Source organism: Hydrogenophaga sp. GW456-12-10-14-TSB4 (assembly GCF_059424305.1).
Genome location: NZ_JBWKZH010000004.1, coordinates 43,508 through 61,142, shown reverse-complemented (window position 1 = coordinate 61,142; position 17,635 = coordinate 43,508). Strand labels below are relative to the sequence as shown.

Genomic DNA, 17,635 nt, shown 5'->3' with positions numbered 1-17,635 from the left:
CCAAAAGCGGCGCAACCAGGGTCCAAGGCATTGGCGCTCTGCCTTCAAGCGATCCCCTGTCCGGCGTCCTGTGCATCGAGGCGCAACACATCGGTGTCGGCCTCGAAGCTCGTCACGAGAGCATCGTCGCGCCATCGCGGCGCGCAAGCGCACGCAACTGGCAGGCCCAGCTTTCCGGGGAGGGGCTCGCTGGATGCGCCGCGGGCGGTATGGCCACCGAAGCCGCGTCCACCAACAGAGCCACCTGTCGCCGTGCGATGTCGAGCTCGCGTCGCAGTCGAGCCGCCTCGACACTGTCCACGGCGCTGGCCTGCGTGCCGCCACCATGCCTCAACACGTGGGCGACATGCCGCGCATAGGTCGAAACTGCCCTCCAGTAGCAGGCCATCGGGCCTTTGCGCCGTTTCCAGGCCTGCTCGGCCTCGTCGTTCGCCTGCCGCCGCAGATCCATCATCAGGCGACCTAGCGCGGCCTTCTCCGGCGCGCCCAGCGACAGCAAGTCCTGCGCGGCAGGTAGATTGAAGAGAGGGTTGAGGTAGCCCATGTGCTGGTCCAATGGCGCAGCACCAAAGTGCCGCCCCTCCACTCTCCCTCACACACGACCTCGATCAAGTGATGCTGCAGGCAAGTCGCGCTGAGCCGCTCAAGCACTTCACAGTTCGATCATGCCGGCGCGAACGATCCATCGCCCCGCCGGCAATGCGTCCTCTGCGCTCCGGCTTCGAGAATCGTGGCGGAATTCCACACGTGAGCGGCATGCCAGTCGCAGCTCGCGACCACTTCCTCGCGCAAGGCCTCGAGGTGGCCACGCCCCGTCTGCGTCATCTTCCGGCTGTACCGGAACACGATGCGCGGCGAGAGACGTCCGCCGGAACGGCTGACAAAATAGCCGTCGTCATCGATCCGGACACAAGGCCCGAAGTGCGCCGGGACCTTCGAATCCTGGTCGATCCGGCTGGCATGCTCGCGAACCTGCCCGACCAAGTCGTCCAGGGAAACGAACTGATCCTCGCTCCAGATCGCACGTGTCGTCGCGTTGAGCGCGTCGACACGGTGCGGGTCGGTGCCGGTCATGGCGTGATCCGGCATCAGCGGGTACCGCGCGGAATCCACGACCATTTCGTGCAGCAGCCCCAACTCGCGGCGCTGCGAATCCGAGGTGGCGAACTCGATCGCGGCGGCAAGCCGCACATAGCCATGCCCGAATCGCCTGACATCGCGATCGAACATACCCGTCTGCTGGCCATACGCGCCACGGCATCCCCTGTAGGCCTTCACCAGAGCGGCCTTGAGGTACATCTCCACCGCATATCCAAGCAGCAGCATCGAAGCGCGCGGCCAGCCCTGCAGCTCTGACCACGTGCGCGGCGCCGTGGCGGCATGGCGCAAGGGATGTGTCTCGCCATCGTCGACATGCCGAATCCGCGTTCGAAGGGCGACCCATTGCTCTCGCATCGCCAGCGCGGACGCCCGCAGCCCATCCCCCTCGGCGATCCATCGCTGCGGGTCGGGAGTCCACCCATTCGAAATATCGTGTGGCATCGACTTTGCGTCAGGCAGTACGAGCCCTAGCTGGTGAGGCGCTTTGCGCTCATTTCGACGGGGTAGCCTTCTCGTTGCCACGCTCCGACCGAGACGCTGGGTCCATCCGTGAACTGCATGACGAACTCAGCGTCACCAGTGGCTTGGTCGACCAGGATGCCAGCCCACTTGATCGTCTTCCCCATAAGAAATTCGGTTTCTTCCATCCTGCCGTCCTCTTCGCGTCGATTGAAAGTATCCCGTCGGACAACCGGGTGGTTGAGCACCACCTCGACCGGCCACCCGTCCTCCTGCACGCAAGCTGACAGCCGGTCCCGCCCGTTACGGGGGCCAAAGCATCCGCAGGGACACCGGTCCCTGCAGTCGCCACCGGCAAACGACGGAGTCTTCCGTCCCTTGCGGATGCCGAGGACCTGCGACGGCTTTCCCTCCAGTTCCCATCGCGGCAGACTGGTGCCATCTTCCGAGTGGTGGTCGCTGCTGACCATCCTCTTCCCCGAGAACCTCGGGCGTTGCGGTCGTTACCCGCCTGGCGCAGCTCTGCTGCCAAGTTGCCTCCGCCGCACCTGCGGCCGTCTTTCGCCGGCCATCCCGGCCCCAGTTCCGGCGCCCTCTGGGCGCACTCCCCTTCTTCACCCGCGGCCTGGCCGCGCCATGCCGTTCCCGTCCCCGTTGAGGGCGTGGGCGGGCTCATCCATTTCAGAAAGGCCATCCCCATGACCACCATCACCGAAACCCTGTGCGCCATCGAGCGTCGCGCCGAGCGCGCCATCGTGCAGGAACTGCACCTGATGACGCAGGAGATCCTCGCACTGCGGACCCAGCTCACGCTCGCGGACCGCGCGCACGCCGATGCGCTGCTGCTCAAGCTGACTCATCTGGAACGCTGCCAGCAGGTCGACACCGTTGCGGCCTGCCCCGCCGCGCCGTCTTCCGCGCCCGGGGGACCAGAGCTTCCCCTGCTCCCGATCGACTCGCTGGAGCCGCTCCAGCCGGACCAGTACCTGGTCCATCTCTACGGCCACGAACTCGGTGACCTGGAGCGCGCGGCCCTCGTCGAGACACTGGCCTCGGCCGCCCAGCTAGTGCGCCAGCACCTGGCCGAGCGGCCCCAGCCGGTGTGGGAGGTGACGCACTGTGCCGCCAACGGCGAACTGGCTTTCCTGGGCGGCGGCGACGTGCTCGTCGCCAGCATCTCGCCGTGCGAGCCGCTCACGCCCGAGGTCGAGCCGCAAGTCGCGCAGGCCTGCACGGAGTTCAGCCAGGGCGACCTCACGGCGCTACGGCGCCTGTTCGTCATCCCGGTGCAGACACGGCCACAAGCCCTGGCCGCCTGAGCCACCCGGCGGGCGTTCCGGCGCCTGTCTTCCATTTCACCATCCCGCGGGGCTCGCCCCACGGGGCGGGTTCCGTTCGACCTCAAGAGGAACCCACCATGAATGTGACTCTGAATGCCGAACAGCGGCTGTACGTCATTCCCTGCGAAGACGGCTACACCTGCTTCGGCTTCGCCAATGCGCGAGACCACGCCGCACAGATCGCCAAACGCTTGCAGCAGCCGGAGCTGGCTTTCAGCGCCGGCGACTTCGGCGCGTTCAGCGGCTACGAAAAGTACCAGGCCGCCGTGCAAGCCTGGGCGATGGCCCCGCAAAGCCGGCAGACCTACTTCGCCCCGGGGACCGATCCGAAGGCCGCCCATGTGCTGGAGCGCTGCCGGCAGCAGGACACCCAGGTTCGCCTCGTCCCCGGTGACACGTCCACGGGACGCGTCTGGTTCGATAAACACGATGTGGTCGGCAGGATCGGCCGCTCGACGGGACCGCTCAAGGTCCCGCTGCTGGTTGAGCCCGGCGCCGATGGCGGCGTGGCGATCCTCACGGCCAGTCTGCTGGCAATCGTGGACTGGGACAGCGGCGCATTCCTGTACCGCCACCCGGCCTGGCGCGCACCTGAACTGTCGATCCGGCGCGGCGGGGAACTGAAGCTCGCCTGGGAAGTGCTGGACCACGAAGACGTGCTCGCCCGCTTCCCCGACATCGGCAAGGCCGGCGCCTACGTCGCCTTCATGCGCGGCGAGACCGTCGAACCGCGCATCTTCCAATGACCCCGGCTCGCCCCCGCAGAGGGCAGAGCCCTCCGGCCAACGGCATGCCGCCATGAAGCCCGGCAATGCCAGGAACCGCAGCGCCTCGCGGCGCTAGCGATTCAAGAAACCGTCCGCCCTGACCGGCGGCCGCCATGCAACCCCGAGGGGCATCCGCCCCTCCGGGGCGGGGCCGTCCCTCGATCTCTTTGGGGAAACAACGATGACCCCTGACACACTGAACCCAGAACACCCCGCCCTGCCTGCGGAAGAACGCATGCGGCGGAACAAGGCGCTTCTGCTGGAGGCCCTCAAAGGCCTCGGAGCCGTGCGCGCCACGGTTACCTACAGCGGCGGCGGAGACGAAGGCGCTGCCGATGAAACCTGCGCTGTCGACGCCGACGGCAGAACGGTCGATCTGTCGACTACCGTCGACGTCTTCACCGAGTGCAGCCGCTACGCTGACCAGCAATGGCACACCTGGACCGAGCTTGACGACGAACCCCTTCACCAGGCGCTGTCGGACTTCGCGATGGAGGCGGTGGAAAGCCGCCACGAAGGTTGGTACGACGGCGAAGGCGGCAGCGGCCAAGTGGTGTTCGACTGCGCGTCGGACACGGTGCGCATCGAGCACGCCGAGTACCGCACGGAGTCGGACTTCACGGAGACGAAACTGTGAAGGTGCATGTCTCGCTGGCCTGCTGGCCTGGCCTGCGCCACGCGGACGCGGTGCAGCGGCTCGCTGAGCCGCCGAACGAGCCCTGCTTCGGCCGCTTGTCGACCGCGCACGTGCAGCTCGTGCCCCAGAGCATGGGCGTGCTCGACGACGCACTGGTCGACGCCCTCCGTGCGGCCTGCCCCGGCACCCGCTGGCGGCTCCACGCCAATGTGCGCGTCCTGTCCCGGCACGTGATGGCGGATCTCTCAGGGTTCGCACTGCACGCCGACTGGTTTGTCCAGGCGGCGCGCATCAGCCGGCGACTGGAGGCCCCTGCCTACACCGCGCATGCGGGACGCCGCAGCCAAGCCACGCTGCCGCAGATGCTGGACAACGCGCGGCGCTGCGCCGACCTGTTCGGCTGTCCCGTCGGCGTCGAGGGCCACTACCCCTCGGGCGGCGACGACTGGCTGGTCTCAAGCTGGCGGGAGTACCAGACCGTGTTCGCATCGGGCGTGCCCTATGCGCTCGATCTGTCGCACCTGCACATTCTGGCATCCCGCACGGGCCAGCGGGAGACCTCGCTGGTGACCGAGATGCTCGCCTGCGAGCGCTGCATCGAGGTCCACGTGAGCGCCAACGACGGCCACGGCGACTGGCACCAGGTCTGCACCGAGCCGGCCTGGTGGCACCCGCTGCTGCCACACATTCACCCCAAAGCGGTGGTGTTCTCCGAAGGCAACCACCGCAGAAGAAGGAACAACCATGTCCACTGAAACCCCCGAAGAAGGAGCCACCTACAAGGTGGATGCTGACGGCAGATTGGTGTTGAATCCTGCCGGCGCCGACGTCCAAGCCCGCTACCGGGAGGCGCTGGCCACACAGCGAGCACTGGACGCCAGTTGGACCGGCGCCTGCCTTGCACGCCTCTTCCTGATGCATGCCTGGCTTGATGCCGTCACGCTGTCGTTCGAAGTGACCGCGGAGTACGACGACGGCGGCGGCTACTACCGTTGCATCAGTTGCAACCCCAATGCGATTCGCGCCGTGCCGCAGCAGGCCTTGTCCGAGGAGAGCTTTCCCAACGGAGAGTTCGACGCTGACGTTGCCGCGCAGATTCTCAGGGATGAGATCGAGGACGATGAATTCGACCTCTATGCCGGCCTTGCCGAATGGCCCGAGGGCTACGCTGATCTGAATCTGTCGCTAGAGCGGAACGCAATCGCGGTGCTGCTGGCGCACGGCACCATCGACGGTCGTTCGGCATGTGAGGCCTGGGGGTTGGCGCCGTCGCCGCAGACCTAGCCTCGCAGCGAGTCACAAGCCTTTGCCGACTGGGGCTCGACCTCTCCGTGATCGCGCTCTTGCCGCCAGCATCCGGGCCGATTTTCTGCCGGTGCCCCGTGGCCGCTGTAGATCGACCAGACCTGCATCGGAGCATCGCGTTGCTCCGGCCATTCCGGGCCACGGCACTTCAGTTCAATGAAGCGCCGTGGCCTTTTCAATGGCCATCGCTCGTGGCAGTCAGTGATGCGACCACAACAGGAATTCGGCGGAAGTGCCATTGGCAAGGCAACTGTTGCACCGGGCTGCTCTCACGCCAGATCAGCACCGAAAGCGTTCGATTTTTCCTGCTGGCCATCTTCGTGCGCGGCTGCAACTGCAAAGCGCGGCGCCAAGGCATCGAGCAAGGCCGTCAACGTCTCCACCAACCGGGCGATGGTCAGCGCGATCTCTGTGCTTCCTTGACAGAAGTGGTGTCGTGCGAGCTCATCCACGTCGAGGCCTTCGGTGTCCAGGCCGAACTGCCGGACGGACTGGAACAGCCCGAGTTCCCGACTGGTGAACGCAGAGGAATGGATCAATTCGTTACGCGGGCCTCTGTAGCTCTCCACGGCCTGCTCGACCGCTTGCAGAGCTGCATGAAGGTCGGGGTGGTCTGCCCGCACCTGACGTTGCACATGCGCGTTCCCCCCGATGGTCTCGAACTTTGCCTTGTCCATCAACAGGGACGCACCGACCAGGCGATGCGCCCGATCCACGAATCCGATGACGCGAAGCACGAAGTTCTCGTAGTGATAGCGATAGATATCCGGACTGGGACTGGACTGCGAGCCGAGATCCATCACGAAGCCCAGCGTCAGGCGCAAAGCGGCCAGCGCATTGTCCAGTTCGGAGACTCTCTCGCAGACACCGGCGGCGTAGATCTCAACAACCGAAGCAGTGAATGACTTCTTTTGCGACCTCATCTCAGTCAATCCCTTTTGAGCATAGCTCTTGAGATAGGGCAGCAGTACCTTCAAGCCTGAGTGATCAATCAAGTCCCTCCTGTGTTCTTCGTGCTCCATGTCGTGTTCTTCCATCGTTTGCTCCCACGCGGACTCTGACTCTGAACTGAATTGTCGTCGTTCATGTATCGCGGTTGGGCGATCGCTCACCATCAGGCGGCTCAGCACGCTGGCCTGCCACCGCTCCGCCACCGAAAAACCACCTACTGCGCCCGCATTCATTCAGGCATCTTCATACCAGGCGTGCTGCCAGGTGGTGGCTCGACCATACTGATCCTCGCATCCTGGCTCCGGCCAACGCACGTCCTTCCAGGGCGTTCCCGAGTCCGCTCGGGCGTCGCGGTCGATACCCGCCCACCGCCACGGCAGCCCTGAGCTGCCCGTTCACCGCACACCCTGATCCCTGAACCCGCATCGCGGCTCAGGGTCGTGTGCATTCGTCCATCCCATTCGGGGAGCTCGCCTCCCCTGATGGGTCGGTGCGTTCTCCGCCTTCCTTCGGAGAACCACCGATGGCACGCACTACCGCGCCTTCCTTGTGGCTCCCGGGTTTCGACCCGGACGAGCCAGAGACCCCCGATCCATCCCCCGAGACGGATCTGTTCGCTGATCTCCCCGCGACAGAGCCCCACGGCGGCGCTGCCGCAGTGGTCGCCACTGTGTCGAGCGGCGATGAAGACGACACCACAGCGCCGAGCGAGATCCCGAGCACCCCGCGCAGCAGTTGGCGCGTCATCGCTGGCGCCAAGCGCGACGAGCCCCGCGCCTTGTGGCCGACGCTGCACCGCGAACACTTGGTCGGGCTGAGCGGCGTGGTCACGAAGTTCGAGGCCAACCTGGAGGCCATCCGCATCCTGCAAGACCTCGAAGCCGGAGAACGGATACCCGACGCCACGGAACGCAAGCAACTGCTGCGTTTCACTGGCTGGGGCGGCCTGCCCGCGGCCTTCAACCTGGAGGGTGACGATCAGGCCTGGCGCCGCCGCGCCGAGGCACTGCAGGCCCAGCTCCCGAGCGAGGACTACGACTCGGCCCGGGCATCGGTCAACAACAGCCACTACACCGAAGTCCATGTGATCGAGGCGATGTGGCAGGCCATCGAGCGCTTTGGCTTCACTGGCGGGCGCGTGCTTGAACCCGCGGCCGGTGTCGGGCACTTCCTCGGCGCGATGCCGCGTGCGCTCGCCGAACGCAGTTCGGTCACGGCCGTGGAGATCGACCAGCTGTCCGGCCGGATCCTGCAGACGCTCTACGCGCCGCACGGTGCCGACGTGCGCATCGTGCCCTTCGAGAAGCTGGCGCTGCCCGAGAACTGGTTCGACCTGGTGATCGGCAACGTGCCCTTCGGCAACTATCCGGTCGCCGACACGAGCCCCAAGCCGTACGCCCGGTTTCGGATCCACAACTATTTCTTCGGCCGCGCACTGGACCTGGTACGGCCCGGAGGCCTGGTGTGCTTCATCACGAGCACCGGCACGATGGAAGCGCGCGCGGACGCCGTGCGTGAGCTCATCGCCTCCCAGGCCGAGTTGCTGAGCGCGATCCGGCTGCCGCAGGGCGCCTTCGCCGGCCTCGCGTCGACGGATGTGCAGACCGACATTCTGTTCCTGCGCAAGCGCCACCCCGGCGAGTCCGTCAGCGGCGCCTGGCTGGAGCGTGTGATGGTGCCCGATGAACTGCGGCACCCGCGCTGCCCGCAGAAGTACCTGCAAATCAACGCCTGGTATGCGCGCAATCCCCGGTTTTGCATCGGCCGGGTCACGCAGGAGAGCAACGGCTACGAGGAAGTGCCGACCGTCGTGTTCGAGGGCGACCTTGAGCCGGCGCTGTTCGAACGCATCGCGCTGCTGCCCAGCGGCGTGTACCAATCGGCCAAGCCGGTGGCGCTGGCAGCCGTCCGCGCCACCGTGCCGGCCGAGCCCGGCGCACGGCCCGGCAGCTACCGCGTCCATCACGGGCGCGTGCACCGGGTCGAAGGCGCCGAGCTAGTCGACCTGCACGACAGCCTGAACGCCACGCAGCGCGCCCGCATCGCGGGCCTGTGCGCGATCCGGGACCATGCCCGGGCGCTGCTCAATGCGCAACTGGCGCAGGATGGCGACGAAGGGTTGACCCACCTGCGGGCGATGCTCAACGGCACCTATGACCGCTACGTGGCGCGCCACGGCTGCCTGAGCACCCGGGCCAACGCGCTGGCGTTCCGGCGCGACCCGGACTACCCGCTGCTGTTGTCGCTGGAGCACTACGACGAAGAGTCGGACACCGCCCGCAAGGCAGCGCTGTTCACGCAGCGCACGCTGCGCCGGGTCTCGGCGCCGACGTCGGTGAGTGAACCGGCCGAAGCGCTGGCCACGTCGGTGCAATGGCGCGGCCGGGTCGATCCGGCCTACATGGCGCGGCTGCTGTCGGCGCCCGAGAACGAGGTGCTGGCCGCGTTGTCCGAGGCCGGGCAGATCTTCCTCGACCCGGCGGACAACGCCTGGAAAACGTCCGACGAATACCTGTCGGGCAACGTCAAGGAGAAGCTCAAGCAGGCGGCGCTGTCCGGCCCGGCCTTCCGCCACAACGTGGAGGCACTGGAGCATGTGCAGCCCGAGGACCTGCAGCCGTCGGCCATCGAGCCGCGGTTGGGTGCGGTGTGGATCCCGGCGGGCGACGTCGAGGGGTTCGTGCACGACGTGCTCGAACTGAAGGATTGTCAGGTGGCGTACTCGGCCGAGGCTGGCGCCTGGTCGGTGACCTACCCCGAGTGGAGCGCGCGGCAGAACGTGAAGGTGACCCAGGAATGGGGCACGCCGCGCATGAACGCGATCGAACTGGTGCAGGCCGCACTCAACGTGCAGGTACCGACCGTGCGCGACCCACATCCCACGGAGGACCGCTATGTCGTGAATGCGGCAGAAACGCTGGCGGCGCGCGAGAAGCTCGGGGCGCTGAAGGACCGCTTCGCGGCCTGGGCCTTCGAGGAGAGCGAACGGCGGGAACGGCTGTGCCGGGTCTACAACGACCTGTTCAACGCCACGCGACCGCGGCACTTCGATGGCTCCCACCTGAAGCTTCCGGGCTTCTCGCAGTGCTTCGCGCTGCACCCGCACCAGCGGGATTCCGTGTGGCGCGTCGTGCAGACCGGCAACGTGGGCCTGTTCCACGTGGTCGGCGCCGGCAAGACGGCGGTCTGCGTGATCGCGAGCATGGAGATGCGGCGCCTGGGTTTCCTGTCGAAGCCCTGCCATGTGGTCCCCAACCACATGTTGGCGCAGTACACGGCCGAGTTCGTGCGCCTGTACCCGCAGGCCTCGGTACTGATGGCCGGAAAGGAGGATCTGGAAGGCGACCGCCGGCGCGAGCTGGTGTCGCGCATCGCCACGGGCGATTGGGACGCGGTGGTCATCACGCACTCGAGCTTCGAGCGCATCAGGATGTCGCCGCAATTCACAGAGGACTACATCACGGAGGTGATCCATGAGATAGAGATGGCAGTGCGCGCCGAGAAGAGCGGTGACCGGAGCAACCGGATCATCAAGCAGCTCGAGGCGCAGAAGAAGAGCTGGAAGGTCCGCCTGGAACGGCTGGTCGCCGACAAGAAAAAAGACGATCTTCTGACCTGGGAGCAGTTGGGCATAGATGGCCTCTTCACAGACGAGGCCCACCTCTTCAAGAACTTGTACAGGTTCACGAAGATGACGCGGGTCGCAGGCCTGCCGCTCTCCAATTCGGAACGCGCGTTCGATCTGTACCTGAAGACGCGCTACACGATGAAGCTGCACGGCAACGCGCAGCGCGGCGTGGTCTTCGCGACCGCGACGCCGGTGGCCAACACCATGGCCGAGATCCACACCATGCAGCGCTACCTGCAGCCCCGGCGGCTGGAGGAACTGGGTCTGCAGCAGTTCGACGCCTGGGCCGCGACCTTCGGGGAGTCGGTGACGGCGCTGGAGATCGCGCCGGACGGCAGCGGCTACCGCATGCACACGCGCTTCGCGCGCTTCATCAACGTGCCGGAGCTGATGGCCATTTTCGGCGAGATCGCGGACATCCGCACCGCCGAGATGCTGGACCTGCCGGTGCCCAAGCTGCGCGGCGGTAAACCGCGCACAGTGGCCTGCCCGGCGAGCCCGGCTCTCAAGGCCTACGTGCAGACGCTGGTCAAGCGGGCCGAGGCGATCCGCAACGGGCATGTCGATCCGAAAGAGGACAACATGCTCGCGGTCTCGAACGACGGCCGCGCGGCCGCGCTGGACTTCCGGCTGGTCGCGCCCAGCGCGCGTTTCGATGCGGACGGCAAGGTTGCCGCCTGCACCCGCGAGGTGCTGGCGATCTGGCAGCGCACGGCGGACTTCCGCGGCACGCAGCTGGTGTTCTGCGACCAGTCCAGCCCGAAAGGCGGCAAGGCCTTCAGCGTCTACGAGGACCTGAAGGACCGACTGATGGAGGCAGGCATCCCCGAGCGGGAGATCGCCTTCATCCACGACGCCGAGACCGACGTCCAGAAGGCCAAGCTGTTCAAGGCGGTCCGCGAGGGCCGCGTGCGGGTGCAGCTGGGATCAACCGGCAAGATGGGCGTGGGCACGAACGTGCAGACGCGCCTGGTGGCGCTGCATCACCTCGATGCGCCATGGCGCCCGTGTGACGTCGAGCAGCGCGAGGGCCGCATCCTGCGGCAAGGCAATGAATGCGAGGAGGTGGAGATTTTCCGGTACGTGACCGAGCAGAGCTTTGACGCCTACTCGTGGCAAACGCTGGAGACCAAGGCGAGGTTCATCGCGCAGGTCATGCGCGGCGACAAGGGCCTTCGGGCCATCGAGGACGTGGAGCTCGCGACGCTGTCTTATGCCGAGGTCAAGGCCTTGGCATCAGGCAACCCGATGGTCATCGAAAAGGCTGGCGTGGATGCGGAGGTGGCCAAACTCTCCACCTTGTTCTCGGTCTGGCGCAACCAGCGCTGGGCCAATGAGAGCGAAGTGGGACGGCTGCCGATGTTGATCGCGTCGCTGGAGCAAAAGGTGGTTCTGCACGAGGAAGATGTCGGTCAAGTCGAGCCCCAGACCATGGCGCAGATTGCCGTGGAACTCGGCGGGCGAAAGATCGCCGGGCCGGACGCTGTGGGAGAGGCGTTGCGGGAGTTGGTGAAGACCGTCAAGGCGGGCGCCCGCAACGTCATCTCGGTGGCGGACCAGGTCGTGGGCCGCTTCGGCGGTTTCGAGATGGGTGTACAGACGATCGGCGGCGAAGCAACGCCATCGCTGTACCTGGTCGGCCGCTGCCGCTACGACGCCGATCCCTACCAGACGGGACCGGGCCTCGTGTCCGCGCTCCTGGCGGTACTGGCCTCGGTGGCAGAGCAGCACGCCCGCACGGCAGAGCAGCTCGCCGTGCGGCGCAAGCGGCTGGAGGACCTGCAGCTCGAACTGGCCCGTCCGTTCGAACACGAGGGCAGGCTCACCGCACTGCTGGTGCGCCAGCGCGAGCTGGTCAAGCAGCTCGACCTCGGCAAGGATGAGGCCGGAAGCGCCGCACTCGACGGCGAAGCGCTTCGCCAGGCTGCCTGAGTTTGTGCCCCACTACCGCAAGGTGGTGGGGCATTTCTTTTGAACAAGCACCCCCCACGTTCTCCTGTGTGCACCAGTCGAGTGTCCGGGTGCTCCAAGACACCTGTCTAAACTTTCATCGAACGACAAAGACAAGGGCTGTTGACATGAACCGAATTCCAGAGTTGCGCTATTCACTGTTTGCCGCTCGCGCGACGCTTCGCCAGAGGTTCTCTCTGCTGCCGTCGAGGCCGATGGCCCGCCGCCGCGTCGACCCCGAGCGAACTGACATACCTCGCGATTCCGACGTGCTGCAACTGCTGTTGGACACGACTCAGACCCAGCATTGCGACGAAGCCACTGCCATCGCGGAGTACAGGCGCATCCAGGCGCAATCGCCCAGCGGGCTTCCAGACCATGAAGAAGCCGAAGCCCGAGGCTGGTTTCGACGCATCAACGGGAAGTGGATCCCCGCACTGGCCCTGCGCGAGGTCTACCTTCGCAGCGGCACTGCCTATGCGCAGGAACTGCGGGACTTCGTCTGGTGGCTCAGCGAATCGCGGTACCACGTCGTTCGGCAGGGTCAGCACGCCAGCGTGGACATGTTCGAAACCGAATTGACCACAGGCACCGCGGCGTCGCTGGATGCGCATCCCGTGCTGTCTCCCGACTGGATCGCTGCGCGCCTCTGGGATGTGCCTCCCGTGCGCGACTTGCCTGCGTGGACCATGCGCTGGCAAGTGCTCGGATGCCCTTCTGTCATCCCGAAACTGGCTTGGCCCGTCGAACATGCAAAGCAGTTTCGCGAACTGGTCCTGCAAACCCTGCGTAGCGGCAATCTTCCCGGATGGGAAGCGATCAACATGTCGGATGCCTTGCGGTACTCGGGTGACGTCAGGCAGGCCACCGCCGAGGACATCCCTGTGGACGCCCTGGGCCGCTATCTCCACCAGATCCACACACCCTCGGGAGAAGCACTGTTCGAGCCGGAAGGCCTCGCCTTGCTGATGGGTTTGCTGGCGACGGAACTGGCGCACGTCGAAGAGGGCGCAGTCCCCTCGCCCACCGCCCAGGAACTGGTTGACCTGGCCATCCAGCATCCAGACCTGCTCGCCACGCTGGTGGACCGCGCCCTCGAGTTGCCCCAGATGCTCGCTGACCTGGTCCTGTGTCCTCCGGCGACGGCACTGGTCTGCTATCTGGTGGCCACGTGGAATGCCCACTTCCCGACGAGCCAGAGTCAGCGCAGCGCCGCCGCGGACGCCGTACAGACCTCCGCGCTAGAGGACTGCCTGGAGGTGCTTGGGCATTATCTGCTCGCGGAGTCAGCCAGTCCGGCCGATTACGCTCGCCTTCTGATCTCTCTACAGGAATGGGACACGGGAAACCCGCAAGCCGTGCAGATGCTCGCCATCGTCATGGAGCATCTGCACGGTCTGTCGATCCCGATCCAGCAGGCCATCCGGGACGCACTGGTCGCCCAAGGCTGCACCGATGTGAATGCGCCCGCGTTTGCAGTGGTTCTCAAGGCACTCGCACTGGTCGGCGGGGATTTGCCCGAGTCCGATGCTGCCAAGGTGGCGGCCGCCTACACGGCGGCCATCAATGCCCCCACCAGCACCAACGTAAGCCTGCTGGACGCGACTGGCGCTGGCGCGCTGGCGAAGCTTGCCCTGGACCATGAGCGGCTTCGGCCTTCGATCCTGCGCCCCCTCGATGTGTCCGCCGCCCTCTCCAAAGCGGACGCCGACACCGTTCGACTGGGGCTCCAGCTGCGCGAGCACATCGGTGTCCTGAGCCGTGCCATCATCGGCTACCCGGAGTCCGCGCCCGAACCGTTGGTGACGGCCCTGGCCGAAGCGATCCAGTCGGGCGCCAGAGACCGCCCCTCCCGCGACCAATTGGACGCATTCACCTTCCGCATCCCCGTTCGCCATAGACCATCGGGGCGTCGCCTCGAAGCGGATCTGGTTGATGCCGTCAACCGGCTGGAGAACCCGGAACAACAAGCGAAGCTCATCGAAGCGCTGTTGCAGATCGAAGATCCCGTGGTGCTTGGGGCGCTACTGCCGCGCGTTTCGCCGCGGTACCACGACAAAATCCTCAGTCGGTTGAAGCAGTTGACACCGACAGAAGCAAGCCGGCCCGCACTCACGGCGCAGTTGCAGGAACGCGTTCAGGTTTTCCTGGACGTCGGCTTGCCAGAAGTGGCCGAACGCTACCTGCGAGACGGACAGGATCGACTGCGGGGCAGAGAGACCGCGTCAACCCAGGTACAGGACTTCGGCCAACAGCTTCAGCTTCAATTCCTGCGCAACGATTTCGCCGCAATCTCCGCTGCCAAGATTCCCGAGAACCTGCCCAGGGAGCACCAGGATGAAGCCGAACGCACCCGAGACTTCTTTCGTGCACTGGCTTTGCTCAAACAGGAGCCGCCGGACGCGCTCAAGGCTGCATCCATTTTCCGAAGTCTCTACCAGCGGCAACACAACCCGGTCTACGCCATCAACCTGTTGGCAGCGCGCGTCTCGAAACTGCTGGCCGAGAATCTGTTTCGTATCCTGACCGGGCGGGAAGCCGTCCAAGCTCGCAACGCCCTGACGGAAGCGGACCGGGCCATCCCAACGCCAAGCTCGCTGAGCGATCAGTCACGTGCCGTTCACGTCCCAAACTGCGCCGCGCTGCTGCTCGCGACCGGCCGTCCGCGGGAGGCTCTACGTAGGCTGCATGACCTCGCCCCGGCAGAGAGGACGGTAGAGAGTATGGCTTTCGAGGCCGTCACCAACGCGCGGCTGGGCGACACCGCGCGCGCACTCGCACTGCTGCGATCGGCGAAGGAGCGCTTCGGCGATACAGACCTGCTCAAGGGCGCCGAAGACCACATCGAGCACTCCAAGCCCGTCGACGCGCAGCCCCGCCTGCTGACGCGCAGGGAGAGCGCAACGCAGGTTCGCGCCGCCTTGCAACAGTTCCACGCACTCTCACCGAGTGAACAGGCCGAAATCATGCTTGACGGTGCGAATGCGCTTGAAACCGTCGTGACAGAGTCATTCCGGGATTCGCTGGCGGGATTCCAGCGAGCCTTGTCGTTCCTGGGGCTGCCCGACAACAAGTTTTACGAGGATGACTACAACGGCATCCTTGCCGAGCTCGTCGAAGCCCGGCTCGAAGGCGTGTTCGGATGGCAGACCCATGAACAGTCGCCCGGCGGCTTCACCGGTGCGGGCAATGCCGGCCGCCGCGATTTCGTCTTGCGGCGGCGTGGCGTGGACATCACTGTTTTCGAGGCCTTGAAATCGGATCAGCCGAACGACGCGCGATTGGAAGAGCATCTTCACAAATTGTTCGCGTACTCGACCACGGATCTCTACTTCCACATCACTTACAGCTTCCGAAAGGATCTTTCGGAGATGGTTGACGCGGTGAAGGGACTCGCGACTCGGCCGCCACCTGGCATCGACTACCTGGGCCAGACACACCTTCCCGCCCAAGGCGCCCGCCCGGCAGCCATGCGGGGCGCCTATCGCAAGGCCGGGACGGACGTCACGGTCGTCTTCTTCGTTGTCGATATGCTCCAGACGCGCCAGCGCCAAGCCGTCGGCGCTCCTCAACTGTCGTGACCCCGGGGGTCCCAAGCACTTCCCAGCGAGCTCCATCATGCCGAGGGGCGGAGCGCAATGCTCGTCAGCAACAGGTTTCTTGCTCGAACGGCGATGGTTTGTGGGCTTTCGGGACGAACAAGATGGATTGCGTGGCTCGTGGCGGTTCGGACCCGCCATCCGGAACGATGGAGCGCGAGCTCCTTCGGACCGGTCATCCTTCGTGATTTCAGCGCGGACAAACTGAATTGAACATCGCGGGCAGTACCAGGCGATTTCGGGTGGCAAATCGAGGCCGGCCATGCCGAAAGACAAAGGACGCGCATACTGGAACGGCTTCCCGTGGACATCGCGTTCACCAAGCCTTCATCGGCAGCTCCGGCAGCCCTGAAGTCCAGCTTCGCTGGCGTCGCAGTCGATACCTGCCCTCGAGTTCCCCGGCCTCGTCCGGGGTGGCTGCCTCCGCAGCCTTGAGATCCTGTCGGCCTTCGGGCTGACGCCTGCACATGGATGGTGGCCTCACGGCTGCCGCCCGTCGAGCGAAGGCCCACACCGCAAGGCGTTGGGCCTTCATCCCAAGCCGGCCTTTCCAGGCCGGTACCGAGCCGCCTCGCTCGCGCGAGGCACACCCGAACGGGGACCCCAGTCCCCGCCAGGGTTGGGCGTTCCCCTTTTTCATCGAAGGAGAACCCCATGTTCGCTGTCATCGCAGCTGTAGAACCGCGCCGCATCCCGGTGCTGCTGGGTGGGTCCGGCCTTGCCGGTCATCCACCCGTCCCGCACCGCAAATTGCCGGTGCTGTTGCGTCCCCTGCCCTGCCTCGGCAAGTGCATGGGCCGTCCGTGCGCAGACTGCCGCGCCGCGGGTTGACCATGACGGTCGATCTGTACCGGCGCCGCGTCGCCGCCACCGTTGTCGAACTGGCCCGGGAAGACCCCTTCCTGGTCCAGGAAGTCATCGCTCGCCTGCGCGCAACAGGCGAGATCGAAGCTGACGATCTGGTCTACCTGGACCGGATCGCCGATCGTTGGATCGGGATCGCTGAAGCCAACGTCCGGCAAGGGGCCTCACCGCACGCGCGTCAACCGCGCGGGTAGCGAGGCACCTCTTGCCTTGGCGAGCGCAACGGCGATCTTGTCCAGCAGTTCCGGACGTTCTTCCGTCAGCGTGCCGGTCCAGTGGGCCAGTGCCTGGTCGAGATCGTCCTGCGTTCGCGCTCCGCCGACGTCGAGTCCGAGCTTTCGGAACTCCTCGACCTCGGTGGGCGTGAACCGGAGTGAGTGGCCTGCACGAAGCATGTGTGGGTAGTCCAAGGCGTGTGGGTAGCCAGCTTAGCAAAGCAGCGCACCGCCACAACCCCTGGGAGACTGACGCCTCCCGCTTCGGGGGCTGGCGCGCACATCCCGCAAGCAAGGAGAATTGACCATGAGTCTGAGTGCATCGCGCGCCAAGCCGCGACGCAGTGCCATCGGCACGGAAGAAGAGAAGGCCTGGGTGTCGTTCTATCGGCGCGCTGGCAAGGATCCGGCGATCGCGGCCGAGGTACTGACCCAGCTCGATGCGGACCCCGAGATGAAGCGCGAACACCTGGCGCTGTATCTGTGCTGCCGCGAGTCGCTGCGTGTTCAGCAAGCACGCGATGTTCGCAATCAGCGCATCGGCCATTTCGTTCGCTGGTTGTTGAACGGGTTGCTTGTCAGGCTACCATCGGCCGCTGCTCGCTCCCTGGGCCGTGGCCGCGACGTCGCAGTGGCTTGTCTGCCCGAGAGTGCCAGCGAACCCGCGCAAGCGCAGGTTCGCCGTCTGTCGAAGGACCCGAAGGTTCGCGCCGCGAGGACGGCCTTCAAGGCGTCAACGACCGAAGCGCAACCGCCCGCCGAGTCGACCACCGACTCGGTCCAGGCGCTGCCCCAGCGAGGCCAGGCGACTGGCTGAGC

15 protein-coding genes are annotated in these 17,635 nt (G+C 65.7%); 10 read left to right on the top strand and 5 right to left on the bottom strand.

Features of this window, described 5'->3' with window-relative positions; all coding sequences use genetic code 11:
- Window positions 1–112: 112 nt before the first annotated feature.
- The 3 genes from AC07ZS_RS03305 to AC07ZS_RS03295 all read right to left on the bottom strand — a co-directional run bounded on the left by AC07ZS_RS03305 (window position 113) and on the right by AC07ZS_RS03295 (window position 1,748).
- Window positions 113–544: a hypothetical protein gene (locus AC07ZS_RS03305; protein ID WP_494797207.1), complete on the bottom strand. Its 432-nt coding sequence runs from the start codon at window positions 542–544 to the stop codon at window positions 113–115.
- Between the two features lie 119 nt (window positions 545–663).
- A complete protein-coding gene (locus tag AC07ZS_RS03300; protein WP_494797206.1) occupies window positions 664–1,389 on the bottom strand; it encodes a hypothetical protein in 726 nt (241 codons plus the stop codon).
- A 179-nt stretch (window positions 1,390–1,568) separates the two neighbouring features.
- Window positions 1,569–1,748, bottom strand: a complete 180-nt coding sequence (locus AC07ZS_RS03295) for a hypothetical protein (protein ID WP_494797205.1) — start codon at window positions 1,746–1,748, stop codon at window positions 1,569–1,571.
- Window positions 1,749–2,258: 510 nt separating this feature from the next.
- Between AC07ZS_RS03295 and AC07ZS_RS03290 the strand changes: the two genes are divergently transcribed.
- The 5 genes from AC07ZS_RS03290 (at window position 2,259) to AC07ZS_RS03270 (ending at window position 5,588) form a co-directional block, all read left to right on the top strand.
- Window positions 2,259–2,879 (top strand): hypothetical protein, encoded by a 621-nt coding sequence (locus AC07ZS_RS03290; protein WP_494797204.1) that lies wholly within the window; start codon window positions 2,259–2,261, stop codon window positions 2,877–2,879.
- Window positions 2,880–2,977: 98 nt separating this feature from the next.
- A complete protein-coding gene (locus tag AC07ZS_RS03285) occupies window positions 2,978–3,646 on the top strand; it encodes a hypothetical protein (protein WP_494797203.1) in 669 nt (222 codons plus the stop codon).
- A 202-nt stretch (window positions 3,647–3,848) separates the two neighbouring features.
- Window positions 3,849–4,304, top strand: coding sequence for a DUF6878 family protein (locus tag AC07ZS_RS03280; protein WP_494797202.1), 456 nt, complete (start codon window positions 3,849–3,851; stop codon window positions 4,302–4,304).
- The gene (locus tag AC07ZS_RS03275; RefSeq protein WP_494797201.1) at window positions 4,301–5,059 is read left to right on the top strand and encodes a hypothetical protein; all 759 of its coding nucleotides are present in this window, start codon (window positions 4,301–4,303) and stop codon (window positions 5,057–5,059) included. The genes AC07ZS_RS03280 and AC07ZS_RS03275 overlap by 4 nt, the downstream gene beginning before the upstream one ends.
- On the top strand, window positions 5,049–5,588 hold the full coding sequence (locus tag AC07ZS_RS03270) for a hypothetical protein (protein WP_494797200.1): 540 nt from the start codon (window positions 5,049–5,051) through the stop codon (window positions 5,586–5,588). The genes AC07ZS_RS03275 and AC07ZS_RS03270 overlap by 11 nt, the downstream gene beginning before the upstream one ends.
- Before the next feature lie 290 nt (window positions 5,589–5,878).
- Here the strand turns inward: AC07ZS_RS03270 and AC07ZS_RS03265 are convergent, their stop codons facing one another.
- Window positions 5,879–6,793 (bottom strand): Cthe_2314 family HEPN domain-containing protein, encoded by a 915-nt coding sequence (locus tag AC07ZS_RS03265; protein ID WP_494797199.1) that lies wholly within the window; start codon window positions 6,791–6,793, stop codon window positions 5,879–5,881.
- Between the two features lie 290 nt (window positions 6,794–7,083).
- Here AC07ZS_RS03265 and AC07ZS_RS03260 point away from each other — a divergent pair, with 290 nt between their 5' ends.
- The 4 genes from AC07ZS_RS03260 (at window position 7,084) to AC07ZS_RS03245 (ending at window position 16,795) form a co-directional block, all read left to right on the top strand.
- Window positions 7,084–12,120, top strand: coding sequence for a helicase-like domain-containing protein (locus tag AC07ZS_RS03260; RefSeq protein ID WP_494797198.1), 5,037 nt, complete (start codon window positions 7,084–7,086; stop codon window positions 12,118–12,120).
- 146 nt (window positions 12,121–12,266) lie between these two features.
- Window positions 12,267–15,719, top strand: coding sequence for a hypothetical protein (locus tag AC07ZS_RS03255; protein ID WP_494797197.1), 3,453 nt, complete (start codon window positions 12,267–12,269; stop codon window positions 15,717–15,719).
- 672 nt (window positions 15,720–16,391) lie between these two features.
- Window positions 16,392–16,568, top strand: coding sequence for a hypothetical protein (locus AC07ZS_RS03250; RefSeq protein ID WP_494797196.1), 177 nt, complete (start codon window positions 16,392–16,394; stop codon window positions 16,566–16,568).
- Between the two features lie 2 nt (window positions 16,569–16,570).
- Window positions 16,571–16,795 carry a hypothetical protein gene (locus AC07ZS_RS03245; RefSeq protein ID WP_494797195.1) on the top strand — a complete coding sequence of 75 codons (225 nt, stop codon included), beginning with the start codon at window positions 16,571–16,573 and terminating at the stop codon, window positions 16,793–16,795.
- Here AC07ZS_RS03245 and AC07ZS_RS03240 read toward each other — a convergent pair.
- Complete coding sequence (locus tag AC07ZS_RS03240) at window positions 16,766–17,011, bottom strand: hypothetical protein (protein ID WP_494797194.1); 246 nt, start codon at window positions 17,009–17,011, stop codon at window positions 16,766–16,768. The genes AC07ZS_RS03245 and AC07ZS_RS03240 overlap by 30 nt on opposite strands.
- A 112-nt stretch (window positions 17,012–17,123) precedes the next feature.
- On the opposite strand from AC07ZS_RS03240, the gene AC07ZS_RS03235 reads away from it, so the two are divergent.
- Window positions 17,124–17,633 carry a hypothetical protein gene (locus AC07ZS_RS03235; protein ID WP_494797193.1) on the top strand — a complete coding sequence of 170 codons (510 nt, stop codon included), beginning with the start codon at window positions 17,124–17,126 and terminating at the stop codon, window positions 17,631–17,633.
- The last annotated feature ends 2 nt before the right edge of the window (window positions 17,634–17,635 follow it).